This is a genomic window from Streptomyces sp. NPDC006655, assembly GCF_040703965.1.
Taxonomy (GTDB): domain Bacteria; phylum Actinomycetota; class Actinomycetes; order Streptomycetales; family Streptomycetaceae; genus Streptomyces.
Window position 1 is genome coordinate 1 of record NZ_JBEYJU010000137.1, and the last position, 16,962, is coordinate 16,962.

16 protein-coding genes and 1 riboswitch are annotated in these 16,962 nt (G+C 73.0%); of the genes, 9 read left to right on the forward strand and 7 right to left on the reverse strand.

Going from position 1 to position 16,962, the window contains the following annotated elements; all coding sequences use genetic code 11:
* Window positions 1-134 precede the first annotated feature (134 nt).
* The 6 genes from AB0958_RS40820 to AB0958_RS40845 form a co-directional block, all read right to left on the reverse strand.
* Window positions 135-1,814 (reverse strand): SpoIIE family protein phosphatase, encoded by a 1,680-nt coding sequence (locus AB0958_RS40820; protein ID WP_366895561.1) that lies wholly within the window; start codon window positions 1,812-1,814, stop codon window positions 135-137.
* A gap of 41 nt (window positions 1,815-1,855) precedes the next feature.
* Window positions 1,856-2,902, reverse strand: coding sequence for a SpoIIE family protein phosphatase (locus AB0958_RS40825; protein WP_366895546.1), 1,047 nt, complete (start codon window positions 2,900-2,902; stop codon window positions 1,856-1,858).
* On the reverse strand, window positions 2,899-3,348 hold the full coding sequence (locus AB0958_RS40830) for an anti-sigma regulatory factor (protein ID WP_366895547.1): 450 nt from the start codon (window positions 3,346-3,348) through the stop codon (window positions 2,899-2,901). Before AB0958_RS40830 ends, AB0958_RS40825 begins: the two co-directional genes overlap by 4 nt.
* A complete protein-coding gene (locus AB0958_RS40835; protein ID WP_366895548.1) occupies window positions 3,345-3,758 on the reverse strand; it encodes an STAS domain-containing protein in 414 nt (137 codons plus the stop codon). The genes AB0958_RS40830 and AB0958_RS40835 overlap by 4 nt, the downstream gene beginning before the upstream one ends.
* On the reverse strand, window positions 3,755-4,645 hold the full coding sequence (locus AB0958_RS40840) for an STAS domain-containing protein (protein WP_366895549.1): 891 nt from the start codon (window positions 4,643-4,645) through the stop codon (window positions 3,755-3,757). Before AB0958_RS40840 ends, AB0958_RS40835 begins: the two co-directional genes overlap by 4 nt.
* A gap of 172 nt (window positions 4,646-4,817) precedes the next feature.
* Window positions 4,818-5,966, reverse strand: a complete 1,149-nt coding sequence (locus AB0958_RS40845) for a PP2C family protein-serine/threonine phosphatase (RefSeq protein ID WP_366895550.1) — start codon at window positions 5,964-5,966, stop codon at window positions 4,818-4,820.
* A gap of 215 nt (window positions 5,967-6,181) precedes the next feature.
* Here AB0958_RS40845 and AB0958_RS40850 point away from each other — a divergent pair, with 215 nt between their 5' ends.
* Window positions 6,182-6,616, forward strand: coding sequence for a MarR family transcriptional regulator (locus AB0958_RS40850; protein WP_132890827.1), 435 nt, complete (start codon window positions 6,182-6,184; stop codon window positions 6,614-6,616).
* 265 nt (window positions 6,617-6,881) lie between these two features.
* Here the strand turns inward: AB0958_RS40850 and AB0958_RS40855 are convergent, their stop codons facing one another.
* A complete protein-coding gene (locus AB0958_RS40855; RefSeq protein WP_366895552.1) occupies window positions 6,882-7,727 on the reverse strand; it encodes an RNA polymerase sigma factor SigF in 846 nt (281 codons plus the stop codon).
* 577 nt (window positions 7,728-8,304) lie between these two features.
* On the opposite strand from AB0958_RS40855, the gene AB0958_RS40860 reads away from it, so the two are divergent.
* The 8 genes from AB0958_RS40860 to AB0958_RS40895 all read left to right on the forward strand — a co-directional run.
* Window positions 8,305-9,405, forward strand: a complete 1,101-nt coding sequence (locus tag AB0958_RS40860; protein ID WP_366895553.1) for an LLM class flavin-dependent oxidoreductase — start codon at window positions 8,305-8,307, stop codon at window positions 9,403-9,405.
* On the forward strand, window positions 9,402-10,799 hold the full coding sequence (locus AB0958_RS40865) for an NtaA/DmoA family FMN-dependent monooxygenase (RefSeq protein ID WP_366895554.1): 1,398 nt from the start codon (window positions 9,402-9,404) through the stop codon (window positions 10,797-10,799). The genes AB0958_RS40860 and AB0958_RS40865 overlap by 4 nt, the downstream gene beginning before the upstream one ends.
* Before the next feature lie 56 nt (window positions 10,800-10,855).
* Window positions 10,856-11,680: a DUF1684 domain-containing protein gene (locus AB0958_RS40870; protein WP_366895555.1), complete on the forward strand. Its 825-nt coding sequence runs from the start codon at window positions 10,856-10,858 to the stop codon at window positions 11,678-11,680.
* 225 nt (window positions 11,681-11,905) lie between these two features.
* Window positions 11,906-12,019, forward strand: a riboswitch (SAM riboswitch).
* A 77-nt stretch (window positions 12,020-12,096) separates the two neighbouring features.
* On the forward strand, window positions 12,097-12,183 hold the full coding sequence (locus AB0958_RS40875; RefSeq protein WP_358980808.1) for a putative leader peptide: 87 nt from the start codon (window positions 12,097-12,099) through the stop codon (window positions 12,181-12,183).
* 327 nt (window positions 12,184-12,510) lie between these two features.
* Window positions 12,511-14,130 (forward strand): ABC transporter substrate-binding protein, encoded by a 1,620-nt coding sequence (locus AB0958_RS40880; RefSeq protein WP_366895557.1) that lies wholly within the window; start codon window positions 12,511-12,513, stop codon window positions 14,128-14,130.
* Between the two features lie 3 nt (window positions 14,131-14,133).
* Window positions 14,134-15,093 carry an ABC transporter permease gene (locus AB0958_RS40885; protein ID WP_366895558.1) on the forward strand — a complete coding sequence of 320 codons (960 nt, stop codon included), beginning with the start codon at window positions 14,134-14,136 and terminating at the stop codon, window positions 15,091-15,093.
* Entirely contained in the window at window positions 15,090-16,022 is a 933-nt protein-coding gene (locus AB0958_RS40890; protein ID WP_366895559.1) for an ABC transporter permease, read from the forward strand. The genes AB0958_RS40885 and AB0958_RS40890 overlap by 4 nt, the downstream gene beginning before the upstream one ends.
* Window positions 16,019-16,962: ABC transporter ATP-binding protein (locus AB0958_RS40895; RefSeq protein ID WP_366895560.1), on the forward strand; the 944-nt coding region annotated here is incomplete at its 3' end. The genes AB0958_RS40890 and AB0958_RS40895, both read left to right, overlap by 4 nt.

Genomic DNA, 16,962 nt, shown 5'->3' on the forward strand with positions numbered 1-16,962 from the left:
GGGCCCGGCACTCCCCCAGCCTCCCGCCGGGGGACCCCCAGAGCACGCACCTGACGCCGCGCGGCCGCCCTCCGGGCGACGACGGGAATTGTCAGACAGGCCCCAGGGCCGGATCTTCCTCGCGTGACCCGGTGTCACTCCGGTTCCCCGTCCGGGGTTCGCACGGGGCGGCACAGCAGGAGGCAGACGTCGTCGTCGCGTTCGGAGTCGTGCACCAGGGACTTGAGCAGCGACTCGGCGCACCCGTCGAGGTCCGCCAGGTCGGAGTCGCCCAGCGCGGCCAGGGTCTGGCCGAGCAGTTCCACACCCGGGTCGATGCCCTGGGAGCGCCGCTCCACCAGGCCGTCGGTGTACAGGACCAGCGTGGAGTCGGGCGGCAGTTCGACGGTGTGGTCCTCGTACTCGAACGGAAGGGGCACTCCGAGCATCACGCCCGGCCTGGTGTCCAGGACCCGGACGCTTCCGCCGGGCGCGCGCACCACGGCCGGCGGATGCCCGGCTGCCGCCCAGACGACATGCGGGTCACCGGGCCGGAACCGGGCTATCACGGCGGTCGCGTACAGGTTCGGCTGCTGGTGGCACAGCATGCGGTGCAGGCGGGTGAGGATCCGTGCGGGGCTGTCGTCCTCGATCGCGTAGGCCCGCAGCGCGGTGCGCAGCTGCCCCATGATGACGGCGGCGCGCAGCCCGTGCCCGGTGACGTCCCCCACCACGGTCAGCAGGCTTCCGTCGGGCTGCGGAAAGGCGTCGTACCAGTCACCGCCGATGTTGAGACCTCGGGTGGCGGGGAGGTAACGGGCCGCCAGGTCCAGGCCCTCGGCGGCGGGCAGGTCGGTGAGCTGGGCCCGTTGGAGGGCTTCGGCGGTGTCCCGGTGCTGTTCGTAACGGCGGGCGTTGTCCAGGGCGATGGCGGTCCGGCGGGCCAGTTCGACCAGCATCACGCTGGTGTCCGCGTCGAAGCGGTCGCCGGGGGCGGTCAGGGTGAGCACGCCCGAGGTGTGGCGCACGGTGAGGGGGATGCACAGCAGCGGCCGGTCCGGGGAGAGCGCGGAGGGCGGCAGGTCGTCGACGCCCGGGAGCCCGCCGGGACGGGGCCCGGCGTGCTGGGGACGGTCGCAGCGGGCGGCGGTGACCGCCGCGGCGGAGTGGGTGGCGGCCGGGGCGTCCGGTTCGTCGAAGAGCCATACGTCGACCTGACTCGCGTACTCGGGGACGAGCAGTTGGGGAAGGCAGCGCAGGATGGCCTCCTGGTCGAGGGAGGCGGTCACGGCGGCGCTGGCGTCGGCCAGGAAGGTCAGCAGGCGCCGTGCCTTCTCCGCCTCGCCGCGTGCGGCCCGTTCGGCTTCGAGCAGTTCCCGCTGGGTCCGCGCGGCGGCGTCGAGTTCGGCGTGCAGGGCGAGCACACCCTGGTTGGTCTGGTGCAGCTCCTCGCGGTGCAGGCGCAACTGCTCCTCGGTCTCGTCCAGTTGCCGCAGGAGGGCCGCGGTCTCCTCGTCGGCCGCCAGGACCGCCTCCGCGGGCGTGGTGTCGGGCGGCCCCTCGGGCTGGGGCGGTTCGCACGTCAGAGGGCCTGGGCAGGTGAGTGCCAGCTGCCAGGGCGTCCGGCCGGGCTCGGCGCAGACGGGTGCCACGACGGCTCGCACGAGGGTGGTCCCGTCGGCTGCCGACGGACGGGCGGTGAGGGTGAGTTCGGCCCCGCCCCGGCCGAGGCTCTCGCGCATGCGGGTGGTGAGCGCGGTGAGGAAACGGGCCTGTTCGACCGCGGGCGCCCCGGCCGCGGCCGTGAGGCGCGCGGCGAGGACCCGGGCGCTCATGGCATCGGCGGCCGAGGTGATTTTCCGGACGTACGGCTGGTTCACGGGCTCCCGGCCTGTCGGTCGGAGGTCAGGACGGCCACACAGGTGTCGTCGCGGCCGGGGCTGGCCGCGCTGCTGGCGTCCCGCAGGACGGTCGCGGCGACCACGGCCGGCTCGCGGGCGAGGAGACCGGGATCGTCGGGCGGCACCCACCGGCTGGGCAGCCCGTCGCTGTGCAGGACGAGCAGGCTGTCCGGCGTCCAGGGCAGCCGTCGCTCGGGGACGGTCGCCGGGAACTGGGCGCCGACGATGCCCGGATGGGAGACGAGGTGCTGCCAGGAACCGGCCGTGCACAGCCGGGCACCCACGTTGCCGACTCCCGCGAACGCGAGTTCCCCGTCGGCGGTGTCCACCTGGGCCACGGCGACCGCGGCCCCGCGGGTGGCCCGCAGGACCGGGTGCATGCGGCGCAGGATCTCGGCGGGCGGCAGCTGCGCGACCCGGTGCAGTTCCTCGACGGCGGCGCCGGAGGCGTGGGCGGCCTTGGGGCCGTGACCGAGACCGTCGGCGAGCAAGAAGGTGACCCGGGAACCCGACCGGGCGCAGCTCCAGGCGTCTCCGGAGTGTTCGGCCCCGGCGAGAGGGACGTTGATCCCTCCGGTCCGGACGGCGGGCCGGGGCTCCTGCGGTGCGGTCCCCTGGTCGACCCGGGCCATGGCGACGGTGCCGCGCGGGGTGCTGTGCAGGTCGAAGGCGCTGGAGATGCGCCGGCAGGTGCCCAGGCCGGCGCCGAGCGACGCCTCGCTGGTGGTGTATCCGTCGCGCATGGCCGCGCCGACGTCCCGGATGCCGGGGCCGCGGTCGAGGGCGACGAGCTGCACCGCCCGGCCGCGGCCTGCCGGTCCCGGACGATCGGCGAGGTCGATCACCAGACGGCCGCCCCCGGCGTGCTTGAGCAGGTTGGTCGCCAGCTCGGTCGCCACCAGGGCCGTCACCGCGGTGCGGTGGGCGTCCAGGCGGGCATGGGCACTGGCGGTCTCGGCCGCCACCCGGGCGTCCCGTACCCGGGTGGAGTCGTGCACGGGGACGGTCCAGACGCGCGTCATCCGGACCCCTGACGGCCGGCGGGCACGCCCGTGGTCCAGGCGACGAGGGTGACGACGGTGCCCTCACCCGGCTTGGTGTCGATGGTGAACTCGTCCACCAGGCGCCGGGATCCGCTGAGGCCCAGCCCGAGACCCCCGCCGGTGGTGTAGCCGTCGGTCATCGCCAGCTCCACGTCGCGGATGCCGGGGCCCTCGTCCATGAAGGACAGTTTCAGACCACGCCGGGACCCGTTGGTCAGCGGGGTGATCGTCGCCTGCCCTCCCCCGCCGTGGATCAGGGTGTTGCGGGCCAGTTCGCTGGCCGCGGTGACGATCTTCGTCTGCTGTACGAGCCCGAACCCCAGGCCGGCCGCGAACTGCCGCACCTGGTGACGCACCCATGCCAGGTCGGCGTCCGAGCCGATCGGCAGGCTCGTCGCCGTGGCGGAGTCGGAGGTCGGTGTCACGCCCACCCCGCACGGGTGCCCGGGGCGGCCGCGGAGGGGCCCTGCCGAAGCAGTTCGAGGGCGCGCTCGACGTCGAGCGCGGTCACCAGGCCGGGCAGCGTCAGGCCCAGTTCGACCAGGGTGATCGCGACGGCTGGGCGCATCCCGCACACGACGGTACGGGCGGCCAGCAGGCGGGCGTTGGCGGCGATCTCGGCGATGACCCGGCCGAGGAACGAGTCGACGATCTCGACCCCGGAGACGTCGATGACCACACCGCTCGCCTCGCTGCCGGCGACGCGCTGGGTGATGTCCTGCTGCAGCTGTTCGGCCACGCTGTCGTGCAACTCCCCCTGGAGGGAGACCAGCAGGATGTCGCCGAGTGCCAGGACGGGCACCAACGCCGAGCCGCCGGTAAGGGAGCCGGTCATCGGGGGCTCGCACCGGCCGCGTGGGAGACCTCGATGCCCTGCTGGCCGAGCGCGTGGGCCAGGGCGTCGGCGAGGGAGCTGCGGGTGAGCACCGAACTCAGGTCGATGCCGAGGTGCACGATGGTCTGCGCGATGGCCGGACGGATGCCGGAGACGATGCACTCGGCGCCCATCAGGCGGGCCGCGGCGACCGTCTTCATGAGGTGCTGGGCCACCAGCGAGTCGACGGTGGGGACGCCCGTGATGTCGAGGATCGCGTAGCGGGCCCGCTGCTCCACGATCGAGTTCAGCAGCGACTCCATGACCACCTGGCTGCGGGCGCTGTCCAGGGTGCCGATCAGGGGCACCGCGACGACGCCCTCCCACAGGTTGATCACGGGGGTGGCCACTTCGAGCAGCTGCTGCCGCTGCCGGGCGATCAGTTCCTCACCGGCGTCGACCGTGGTCTCCATGATCACCAGGCTGAGGGTGCCCATCAGGACGGTCAGTGCGAGCCGGACCTCCTGGGCCTGGTCATAGGGCAGGTCGCGGAGTCCGCCGCGGAGCACCTCGGCGGTCGTGACCCGCAGTCCGGCGGCCTCCTCCGCTATCTGGGCCGGGCTGAACCCGCTGCGGGCACGGGCCGCGGCCATCCGCCCGAGCTGCTCCCGCACGGAGTCGAAGCCGGGGGCCGCGATGTTGTCCAGCAGGCCGGCCGAGGCCACGTCCGTGAGAGCGTCCACGACGGCCTTGCACGCCTCCACCGCCTCGTCGCGTGAGACGGTGAAGACCGTCCTGAACAAGGGCGCGTCCGCCCACCGCTGGGCGATCTGTTCGCGATGGGCTTCCAGGAAGGCCGTCAGCTCCCGCGCCGCCGCTTCGGCCGCTGCCTGTTCCGGCACCTGCATCGTCTCCTCAGAGCTCGGACTGTTGCGCCGGGACCGGCGCAACCGGGTTGATCATCGGCGCACAGGGCCGATCATTGCCACATGACAAATATGGCACAGCAGGCACATGCCCCCGCGCGTGCGGCCGCAGCGACACAGCATCGCCACATCCCTCCCCCGCGGCCACAGCGGCTCAGCGCCCGTGCCAGTCCAGGCAGACCACCAGGGCGTCGTCCTGCGGGACGGACTGCCCGCGGTGGCCGGTCAGCTCCCGCAGGATGGCACGCGGCACCTCAGCGGCCGGCAGCAGCCGGGTGGACATGATCGCCCTGGCCAGGGCGGCGTCGCCGTACGCCTCCCCCTGGGGCGAGGCCACCGCGTGCACCCCGTCGCTGACGAAGACCAGCCGGTCGCCCGGTTCCGCCTGGAACTCCTGCACCACGTAGTCGGTCTCCTCGAACATCCCCAGCGGGAGCTGCGCCTCGAAGGTGACCGGCTCGACCACTCCGTCGCGCAGCCGCAGCAGCTGCGGGGAGCCGGCGTCCACGACCTTCGCCCGACCCGTCGCGAGGTCGAAGTCGAACATCAGCACCGAGAGGTAGCAGCGCCCCTGGTAGTGGGCGTACACCGCCTGGTCGGCCAGGGCGGCCTGGTCGTCGATGGCGAGCCCGGCCCGCCTGGCGTTGCGCAGCGCGTTGATGGCGAGGTTCGTCAGCAACGACGCTTCTATGCCCTCGCCCATGCCGTTGGTGACGTACAGCATGAGGTGGTCCGCGGTGGCGGACCAGTCGAAGTTGTCACCAAAGATCGCGTAGGCGGGCTCCAGCTGCGCGCCCAGTTCGTACTCGGGGCGCGCGCAGGAGCGGCCCGGCAGGAGCTGCCACTGCATCTCGGCGGCCAGGGTCAGCCGGTCCTTGCGCCGCGCGCGCAGGTACACGTCCGTGTCACGCTCGGCGACGACCACCTCGTGGCCGAGCACCTCGGCGATGTCCGCCAGCTCGCCCAGCAGGCCGGGCACGTCCTCCCCGTTCGGCAGGGTGACGCACAGCACGCCCAGCCGGTCGCCACGCACGGTGACCGGCAGATGGACGCGCACGGAGCCCCCGGGTGCCCCCTCCACGAGGGGCTCCTGGGCTCCGAAGGCACGGCCAACGGGGCTGCTGTGCACCGGCACCGGCGCCGCGGTCGCCGGCAACGACGACACCGGCTGCAGTACGGTCAGGCCGTAGTCGGCCAGCAACAGCTCCACGGACGTCGCCGCGTACTCCTGTGCGAGCACTCTGCGGACGACGTCGAGCAGCTCGTGGGGGGCCGCCGTACGCAGAGCGCGTTCAGCGGTCACAAATCTCTTCACGATCGTAAATACACCTATCCTCCGTCGGACATACACGAGCCTCGCACGCACGGCAGGGCTGAACGTGCCGCGTCACGTCGGGTCGTCCGAACCATCTGTTGCAGCAACAAGCACCTAGTAGGCTGAAAGACGTCCCAGGTGCCTGCGAGAGTGTGACGGTGACTGTCTTCCGCCCCCGCCCCGAGCCCGTCGAGGTAGCACGCGTGACCTTGACGGCAGTGGAGTTGCTGGAAGTCCTGTGGGGCCGGGCCTCGACCGCGCCGGCCTCGCCGTCCCAGATGCGCGTGCTGCTGATGCTGGAGCACCAGGACGGCATCAATCTGCGCACCCTCGCCGACTCCCTCGCCTCCACGCCTCCGTCCACCAGCCGGCTCTGCGACCGGCTGGTGGCCGCCGGCTTCGTCGAGCGCGTGGTCAGCCCCGCCGACCGGCGCGAGGTGAGGCTGCATCTCAGCGACCGGGGCCGCGTCTTCCTCGACGACCTGCGCGCACGCCGGGAGCAGGAACTCCAGGCGGTGCTGGAGCTGATGCCCGCCGCCAAGCGGACCGCGCTGCTGGAGGGGTTGGAGGCATTTTGCGACACGGCGGCGTTGCAGATACACAGCGACGAGCCGCGTGCCGGGGGCCGGACGGCCTGAACGCCTCCCCAGGCCACCGATCGCGCCGACGCGTCGGGGCTCGGGCGGCCAGCACACGGAGCGACCTCCGCCCACCAGAACATCGCAGTTCCTTCCCGCGCAATGCGACTCGGTTACTTTGTTGCCTCACGCCCATAGTTGTCAAATGGCAACAGTCGGGCCCGTGGCTCCCCCGTTCGGGTACCCCCGAGTCACCGTCTCTGCCTGTGGCCAACGTCTCCGCCGGAGGAGCCGACGTGCGGAACGCATGAGGCCGGTGCCGACGTCAGGAGGCGGCCAGCAGCCCTTCGCGCAGGCGGCCGAGCAGCCGGGAGATCAGCCGGGACACGTGCATCTGGGAGACGCCGAGACGTTCGCCTATCTGGGCCTGGGTGAGTTCCTCGACGAAGCGCCAGTGGATGATCCTGCGGTCACGTTCGTCGAGCGCGGCGATCAGCGGGGCGAGGGCGTGGAAGTCCTCGACCAGACCGAGCGCGGCGTCCTCGCCGCCTATGAAGTCCGCCAGCGCGGACTCGCCGTCCTCGTCGCCGTTGATCGCCGCGTCGAGGGAGGACGACCGGTAGCCGTTCGAGGCCAGTCGGGCCTCGACGACCTCGTCCTGGGGAAGGCTCATCAGCTCGGCGAGCTCCGCGGTCGTCGGCGCCCGGCCGAGCCGGCTGCGCAGTTCCTCGTCGGCGCGCGCCAGTTGGACGCGGGCCTCCTGGAGGCGGCGCGGGACGTGCACGGCCCACGAGGTGTCACGGAAGAACCGCTTGATCTCCCCGACGACGTAGGGAATCGCGAAGGACGTGAACTCCACCTCCCGCGACAGCTCGAACCGGTCGATGGCCTTGATCAGCCCGATCATGCCGACCTGGACGATGTCCTCCATCTCCTCCGGCCCACGGCTGCGGAACCGGGCCGCCGCGAACCGGACCAGGGACATGTTCATCTCGATCAGCGTGTTGCGCGCGTACTGGTATTCGGGAGTGCCTTCCGCCAACTGCGCCAGGCGGTCGAAGAAGACCTTCGACAGCTCCCGCGCGTCCTTCGGTGCGACCTCGGCAGGGGCCGCGATCTCCGGAACACCCGCCCTCCGCCCGGCGGTCTGCACGGTCGTGGTTCCCCTCATGCGCCCCTCCCGGTCGTCCGGCTTCGTCCGCACCGGTTCCTGGTCCGGCTAGGACGCACTTACCCCCACCGCCCCCGGCCATGCCCCGGACCGACGCGACGGGCGGGCGCGGGGTCAGGCACACCCGGGCGTCCGGGGGGCCTTCCCGACCGCGCCCCGGTCGTCCGCACGACGGCTCGGCGGATGCGGCCGTACCAGGTGTTCTTGACATCCGACGGGGCGGCCGACGTACGGTGAACCGATCTGTTTCGGACGGGTGGAGGCCCCTGATGCGCGGACTCGGAGCGGCACCCAGGGGTGTGCGTTCTGCCGTGCGGCTGGTCACCCGTCGGCATGTGGACTTCTGCCGCACCTGCTCGGCCGTCTGTCCGCTTCCGCGCCGCTGACCCCTGCCCGGCCCGCGTCACCCGATGCTGCGAGCCGGACCTGACCGGTCCGGTCGCCATGGCCCCGCGCGCCCCGCGGACGTGACCCGCGCCGCCGTCCTTTCGTCTCCCCGCGCCGCCCTCTCCTCATGGCCGCAGCCGTCCTGGCCCGGCGGTCATGGGCTCCCGTGTCTTTCCGGAAGGAACGCCCCTTGTCCGGCCCCGCCCTGCACCTCGCCGTCGAGATCGACGGCGACGGCGCCCATCCCGCGGCCTGGCGCCGCGCCGCCCACGCCCCCGACCTGCTGCTCTCCCCGCGCCGTGTGGCCACACTCGCCACCACCGCCGAGAACGCCGGGTTCACCCTGATCACCCTCGACGACGGAGTACTGCCGCCCGGAACCTCCCCGAACCCGGTGGGGCGTATCGGCGCGGTGGAGCGGGCGGCCTTCGCCGCGGCGTCCACGAGCACCATCGGGGTCGCCCCCGTCGTCCCGGTCACCTACGCCGAACCCTTCCACGTCTCCGGGCAGCTGGCGTCCCTGGACCACGTCTCCGCGGGACGCGCCGGATGGGTGGTGGCCCAGGAGGAGCGCCCCGAGGCGGCGCGCGCCTGGGGGCGGCCCCTGGTCGCCGAAGCCGACGCGTGGGCCCGGGAGTCCCGGGACGGGGTCGAGGTGGTCCGCGCCCTGTGGGACTCGTGGGAGGACGACGCGGTCATCCGCTCCGTGGCCACGAGCCGCTACCTCGACCGCGACCGGCTGCACTACATCGACTTCACCGGGGAGACCTACGCCGTCAAGGGCCCGGCGATCGTGCCGCGCCCTCCGCAGGGGCAGCTCGTCGTCCTGGGCAGCCCTGCCGACGGGGCCGCCGGGCTGCTCGACGTCGCGCTCGTCGGAGGCGGCGACCTCCCGGCGGTGGCGACGGCCGCGGCTTCCGCCGGTGCGCCGCGGGTCTTCGCCGAGGTGGAGGTGGCGCTGGACACTCCGGGGGCCGCGGCCGGCGAGCGCGTCGCCGACCTCGGACGGCACGCGCCGTGGACCGACCGCGGCAGGCTCCGGCACATCGGCCCGGTGGAGCGACTGGTCGCCCTTCTCGCCGACTTGAGTCGGCACGTCGACGGCGTACGGCTGCACCCGCTGGTACTGGACGAGGATCTGCCCGTCCTGTCGCGGCTCGTCCTGCCGGCCCTGTCCGAACGGCGGCTGGTCGCCCGGCCGCTGCCCGGCACGTCCCTGCGCGCGACCCTGGGCCTGGAGCGCCCCGCCAACCGTTTCGCGGCCACGGCCGTCCAGGAGGGAGCCCGATGACCCGCACCGACCCCCTCGACGTCCCCAGGCCGCACGCACAACTGCACTTCGGCGTGTTCTTCCAGGGCGTCAACCACTGGACCATCTGGTCCGCCCCCGAGAGCGGCTCGCAGATCGACCCCGCCTCCTTCCGACGGGTCGCGCAGACCGCCGAACGGGGCTTGTTCGACGCGTTCTTCCTCGGCGAGGGACTGCGGCTGCGCGAGGTCGACGGCAGGATCCACGACCTCGACGTGGCCGGCCGTCCGGACGCCATCACCCAGCTCGCGGCACTGGCCGCCGTCACCCGCCGCATCGGCCTGGTCTCCACCTCCAACTCCACCTTCAACGAGCCCGCCGACCTCGCCCGCCGGCTCTCCGGTCTCGACCTGCTCTCCGAGGGCCGCGCCGGATGGAACGTGGTGACCACGGACAACGCCTGGACCGGCGCGAACTTCCGCCGCGGCGGCTATCTCGACCATGCCGACCGCTACCGGCGCGCCGAGGAGTTCCTCGCCGTGGCCCGGGCCCTGTGGGACGGCTGGGAGGACGGCGCGGTCGCCGGCTCGGCGAACGCCACCGCCTGGTCGGCACCCGGCACGATCCACCACGTGCGCCACAAGGGCGCGCAGTTCGACGTCGATCTCGCCCCGACCCTGCCGCGCAGCGCCCAGGGCCACCCGGTGATCTTCCAGGCCGGCGACTCCGGGGAGGGGCGCGACTTCGCCGCCCGCAACGCCGACGTCATCTTCTCCGCGCACGGCGGCGACTTCGACGACGCGCTGGCCTTCGCCGAGGACATCAGGCGCCGGTTGCGGGTGGCCGGGCGGCCCGACGACGACCTGCGGATCCTGCCCGGCACCGAGATCATCATCGGCGCCACCGAGGAGGAGGCCCAGGAGAAGAAGCGCTGGGTCCGGCGGCAGCAGGTCACTCCCGCGACGGCGCTGGGCATCGCCGGGCTGCTGTGGGGCATCGACCTGTCCGGCCGCGACGCCGACGGGCCGCTGCCCGAGGAGGATCCGGTGGTCACCGAGAACGACGGCTCCTTCGGGGCTCGGCGTGTCGCCGACCCGCGGGCCGTGGTGGCCGAGTGGCGGGCGAAGGCGGCGGCACACGGCTGGTCGCTGCGCGAGGCCGTCATCGAGCTCGGCCCGCAGCGCGGCCATGTCGGCACCCCGTCCGGCCTGGCCGACAAGTTCGCCCACTACGTGCGGCACGGCGCGGTCGACGGCTTCAACGTCACGCCGTACCTCGTCCCCGACGGCCTGGACGACATCGTCGACCTGCTCGTGCCCGCCCTGCAGGAACGCGGGGTCTACCGCACCGAGTACACCGGCAGCACCCTGCGCGACCACCTCGGCCTGCGCGAACCCCTCACCCACCGCTGCGCGCCCGAGCGACGGGCCGGCTGAGTGCCGCCGACGCGATCCCGCCCCGCGCCACGAACCCGCCCCACGAAGGAGACCCCATGACCACCGAGGCCACCACGACGGACCTGCAGGCGTTCACCGAGGACTGGCTGGACTGGTACCGCGCCCAGGAGGCGCGGCTGGCCGCCCCGCACGGTTTTCTGGCGATCACCGGCCTGCACTGGCTGGACGACCGGCCGCAGCGCTTCCCCGACGCGCCCGGCGCCTGGCGCACCGGCCCGGACGGGGTGGTCGTCACCCTCGACGAGGGCGAGGAGCTGGTCGTCGGCGGAACGCCGGTGCGGGGCGAGTACCGCTTCGGCGTGCTGCCCGAACGCGGTGGCGTCGACGCGGTCTGGAAGGACGCCGTGATCGAGGTCGCCAAGCGCGGCGGCAACGACATCGTGCGGCCCCGGCACCCGGACGCGCCGCTGCGCACCGCCTTCACCGGCACCCCCGCCTACGCACCCGACCCGCGGTGGGCCGTGACCGGCCGCTACGTGCCCTTCGACGAGCCGCGGCCGACCACCGTGGGCGCCGCGGTGGCGGGCCTCGAGCACGTGTACGACGCGCCGGGCCGGGTCGAGTTCGAACTGGACGGGCGGCCGCTGGCGCTCACCGCGTTCCCCGGTCCCGGCGAGGGCCGGCTGATGCTCCTGTTCACCGACGCCACCTCCGGGGTCACCACCTACGCGGCCAACCGGGCCCTGACCCTGGAACCGCCCACCGCCGACGGCACGGTCCTGCTGGACTTCAACCGCGCGGCGAACCTGCCCTGCGCCTACACGGATCTGGCCACCTGCCCGCTGCCGCCGGCCGAGAACCGGCTGCCGGTGCCCATCGAGGCGGGCCTGAGGATCCCCCGCGAACGCGGCGGGTCCTGAACCGGACGGAAGAGCCGCCCGGTGGGACGGCCGACAGGACGGCCGGTCGTGCGGCGACCCCGCCGCACGACACGCCGGTCTCCGGGGCCGTACCCCGCACGGCACCGCCGGTGTTCGACACCGGCCATGGACGTGTCCCGGCAGGTGAGACGCTCCGGCCTGGCGCACCCGAACGTCCCTGTGTGGCATTGACGTTCGACAAGTCCGCTCCGTAGCATCACGATCGGCATTGAGTGTCAGCGTCAAGCCCTGGCTCGCTGACCGGCAACCCTCCCGCGCGGTGGGGTGCTCCAGGTGAAAGCCCGGCGGGATCACCGACGATCCCCGCAAGCGCGAGGCCCCGGTGGCGGGGCCGGAGACGGGGAGGGACCGGTATGCACAGCGACCAAGCGACGCTCGCCTCCTGCGCCGGTGCCATGCCGTTCTCCCGGCTCTCCCGCCGACGCCACATCGACCTCAAGCGCTCGACCAGCTGCCTCTGTCGCACGACCAGCTGTCGCTGACGAGCCCGCCCCCGGTCCGCTGACAAGCCGCCGCTGACGAGCCCCCTGACCGGCCACATCGCCGGCCGGGCCCCTCGCGCGGCATCCACCGGTCGGCACACCGGTCGGCACCCGGACCGCCGTCAGGCACCGGCCTCCCGGCCCCCGCGTGACAGTCCGCTGCCCGTTCTCCCGCCACCGCGCCCGGTGGCGTCTCCCTGACCACCGTCTGTTCAGCGCTTCCCCCCGCCGGTGCCGACCGGCCGGGTCGCACGTCCCTGCACGGCGTGCCGCGCTCCCGACACCCGGCACCCGGTGCCTGGTGACACGAGTAGGAGAAAACCCTCCGTGACCGCACTTCCGGTATTCAGATCATCCCGTTGGGCGCCGCTGGCCGCCCTGCTGACCACCAGCGTGCTGCTGACCGCCTGCGGTTCGGGCGACGGCGGTTCCGGCGGCGCGAGCAGCCGGCCGAAGTCCGGCGGCACCCTGACCTTCGCGGTGGGTTCCGACTCCGGCTGCGTGGATCCGCAGCAGGTCGGCAGCAACGACACCATCTACTCGGTCCGTCAGATCGTGGACTCGCTGACCGACCAGGACCCGAAGACCGGCAGGATCGTGCCGTGGCTGGCCAAGAGCTGGGACATCAACTCCGACGCCACCCGGTTCACGTTCCACCTCCGCTCGGGCGTCACCTTCAGCGACGGGTCGAAGCTGACCGCGCAGGTGGTCAAGGACAACTTCGACGCGGTGCCGAAGCTCGGCGCCCTGGGCACCCTGGCCCAGGGCTACCTCAGCGGTGTCAAGAGCACTTCCGTGGTCGACCCGCTCACCGTGCAGGTGACCTTCGCACAGCCCAACGCACAGTTCCTGCAAGCGACTTCGACCCACTCACTGGGCATCGAGTCGTCGGCGAGCGTGCACCGGACCCCGCAGCAGAAGTGCAGTGACGGGGTGGTGGGATCCGGGCCGTTCGTGCTGAAGGGCTATGTGCAGAACCAGTCGATCACCCTGGCCAGACGGACCGGGTACGCCTGGGGATCCAGCCTGTGGGCCAAGAAGGGCGAGGCCTACCTGGACAAGCTGGTCTTCAAGGTGGTGCCGGAGGCCGGCGTACGCGCCGGCAGCCTCCAGTCCGGGCAGGTCGACGCGATCAGCAGCGTCGGCAGGGCCAACGAGGCAGCGCTCAGGGGCGGCCAGGTCACGCTCGCCCGCCGGGCCAACCCCGGGGTGGTGTTCGGCCTGGGTCTCAACAACGCCGGCCCCCTGCTGAAGGACGCCAGGGTGCGGCAGGCGCTCCAGGTCGCGGTCGACCGCAAGCAGATCGCCGACACCGTCTTCCCGACCGGCACCCGGCCGGCCGGCAGCGTCCTGGCGCACACCACACCCGACTACACCGACCTGTCCGCGGACCTGTCCACGGACCCGGCCAAGGCGAGGTCCCTGCTGGACCAGGCCGGCTGGAAGGCCGGAAGTGACGGCATCCGTGCCAAGGGCGGCAGGACGCTGAGCCTGACCATCACCTGGTTCCCCAACGCGGCCACCAACCAGCCCGCGTTGGAACTGGTCCAGCAGCAGCTGAAGGCCGTCGGGATCGACGTGGTGCTCAAGCAGCTCCCCGTCACCCAGTTCGCGACGACCCTCCAGGCCGGTGACTTCGACGTCGTGTGGGGCAACGTGACCCGGTCCGACCCGGACATCCTGCGCACCTCGTTCTCCACACGGCTGGCCAACTTCTACCACCTGCCCGCCAGTTCGCTGGACACCGTGCTGTCCCGGCAGGCCGCGACGACCGATGCCGCCAAGCGCGCGAAGCTGGTCGCCGAGGCGCAGCGGCTGATCGTCCAGAACGCGTACGACGTGCCCGTGGTGGAGTTGCAGACCCAGCTGGGCGTGTCCACGAAGGTGCACGACCTGGACTTCGACTCGGGCAGCCGGATCCAGCTGCACGACACCTGGATCGGCTGACCCGTGCGCCGCTATGTGATCAAACGGCTCGCGCAGGCGGTCGGGGTGCTGTGGGCGGCCTACACGGTGTCGTTCCTGGTGCTGGACTTCCTGCCCGGTGACCCGGTCTCCGCGATGGCCGGCGCCGGGATGGACTCGGGACAGGTCGACCCGGCCCAGCTCGCGGCGCTGCGGCACGAGTACGGCTTCGACAAGCCGGTCCTCGTGCAGTACGCCGAGTACCTCGGGCGGGCGGTGCGCGGGGACTTCGGCGACGCCGTCTCCAGCGGTCGCCCGGTCACCTCCGTCATCGGCGACGCGCTGCCGGGGACGCTCCAGCTGACGGGGGCCGCGCTGCTGCTCGCGGTGGTGTTCGGTGGCGGGCTGGCGGTGGTGGCGACGTACACCTCGCAGCGGTGGCTGCGGCAGCTGTTGCTGTCGCTGCCCCCGCTGGGGGTGTCGGTGCCCACCTTCTGGGTGGGGCTGCTGCTGGTCGAGGCCTTCTCGTTCCGGCTGCACTGGTTCCCCGCGTTCGGCAACGACGGGCTGCGGGGCCTGGTGCTGCCGGCGCTGACGCTGGCCGTGCCGACCGGGGCGCAGGTCGCCCAGGTGCTGGCCAAGAGTCTGCTCACGGCGCTGGACCAGGCCTATGTGGAGACCGCCCGGGCCAAGGGCGCCGGGCGCCGGCGGGTGCATCTGCGGCATGCGCTGCGCAACGCGTCGCTGCCCGCGCTGACGGTCGTCGGGCTGCTGGTCGGACAGCTGATCGCCGGTTCGGTGGTCGTGGAGACGGTGTTCTCCCGGGACGGCCTGGGCCGGGTGACCGCGGCGGCCGTGACCGCCCAGGACATCCCGCTGGTGCAGGGGGTGGTGGTGTTCGGAGCACTGATCTTCGTGGCGACGAACCTGGTCGTCGACCTCGTCTACCCGCTGCTGGATCCGCGGATCGCGGTGGCCCCGGACAGGAGGGCGAGCTTCGCATGAGTCAGAGCGTTGTGGACGGTGCGGCCGACGCGGCCGAGGCCGCCCTCGGCCTGGCCCGGCCGGTCGAGGCGGGGCCCGCGCCCGGGCCGGGTCGCCGTGTCGACGTGCGGCGGGTGCTGCGGTTCCTGGTGCGCCGCCCGGGGCTGCTGCTGTCCGTCGCGGTCCTGGTGCTGGTGGTGCTGGCGGCCTTCTGGCCGGACCTGTTCACCTCCCAGGACCCGTTGAAGGGGGTGCCGTCCGACAACTTCCGCGGCCCGGGCGGCAGTCACCGGTTCGGTACCGACGAACTCGGCCGTGACGTGTTCTCCCGGGTGGTGCACGGCGCCCAGCTCTCCCTGAAGGCGACACTGATCGCGGTCCTGGTGGCCTTCGTGGTCGGCGGGCTGCTGGGCGTGGTCGCCGGCTTCGTGGGCCGGTGGGTGGACGACGTGCTGATGCGGTTCGTCGACGTGCTCCTGTCCATCCCGGCGCTGTTCCTGTCCCTGGCCCTCGTCACCGCGCTCGGCTACGGGACGGTGAAGGTCGCGGTCGCGGTCGGCATCGCGAGTGTCGCCTCGTTCGCCCGGGTGGCCCGTGCCGAGGTGCTGCGGGTGCGGCAGGCGGTGTTCGTGGAGGCGTCCCGCTCCTGCGGGTCCCGCTGGTACTCGGTCCTCGGCCGGCATGTGCTGCCCAACGCGGCCGGTCCGGTGATCGTGCTGGCCACCCTGGACTTCGGCTCCTCGATCCTGGCCGTGTCGGCGCTCAGCTTCCTCGGCTACGGCGCGCCGCCGCCGGCCCCGGAGTGGGGCACGTTGATCTCCGACGGCCGCAACTACCTGGCCAACGCGTGGTGGCTGACCGCGCTGCCCGGTCTGGCCATCGCCGCGACCGTGCTGGCCACCAACCGGATCGCGCGGGCGCTGGACGGCGAATGGGCCCGGCAGCGATGAGCGACGCAGACGAGAACGGCGAGGACGTGACCACACCACTGCTCAGCATCCGCGGCCTGTCCGTGTCCTACCGCACCCGGGGCGGCACGGTGCCGGCGGTGCGAGGCGTCGACCTGGACGTCTGGCCCGGTCAGGTGACCGCCGTGGTCGGCGAGTCGGGGTCCGGCAAGAGCACCACCGCGCACGCCGTCATCCGGCTGCTGGCCGCGAACGGCACCATCGACGCGGGCACGATCGGCTTCGGCCGGCATGATCTCGCCACCCTGTCGGAGGCGGAGCTGCGGACCGTGCGCGGCGCCCGGATCGGGCTGGTCCCGCAGGATCCGACGGTCTCGCTCAACCCGGTCAAGCGGGTCGGCGAGCAGGTCGCCGAGGTGCTGCGGATCCACGGCTTGGCGACCCGTCGGTCGGCCGCGGCCGAGGCGGTCGCGGTGCTGGACCGGGCCGGGCTGGCGGACGCGGCGGTCCGGGCCCGGCAGTACCCGCACGAGCTGTCCGGCGGTATGCGGCAACGGGTGCTGATCGCCATCGCCGTCGCCGCCCGGCCGGAACTGATCATCGCCGACGAGCCGACCAGCGCGCTCGACGTGACCGTGCAGCGCGTCATCCTCGACCACCTCCAGCAGCTGGCCGAGGAGTCGGGCACCGCGGTCCTGCTGGTGACCCACGACCTCGGGGTGGCCGCCGACCGGTCCCAGCGGCTGGTGGTCATGGAGCGGGGCAGGGTGGTGGAGGCGGGCGAGACCCGGTCCGTGCTGGCCGACCCGCAGCACGACTACACCCGGCGACTGCTGGCCAGCGCGCCCAGCGCGACCACGCCCGCGCCCCGCACCCTCGGGGCGCCTCGCACCACGCCCGCGCCCCGCACCCTCGAGGCGCCTCGCACCACGCCCGCGCCCCGCACCCTCGAGGCGCCTCGCACCACGCCCGCAGAACGGAA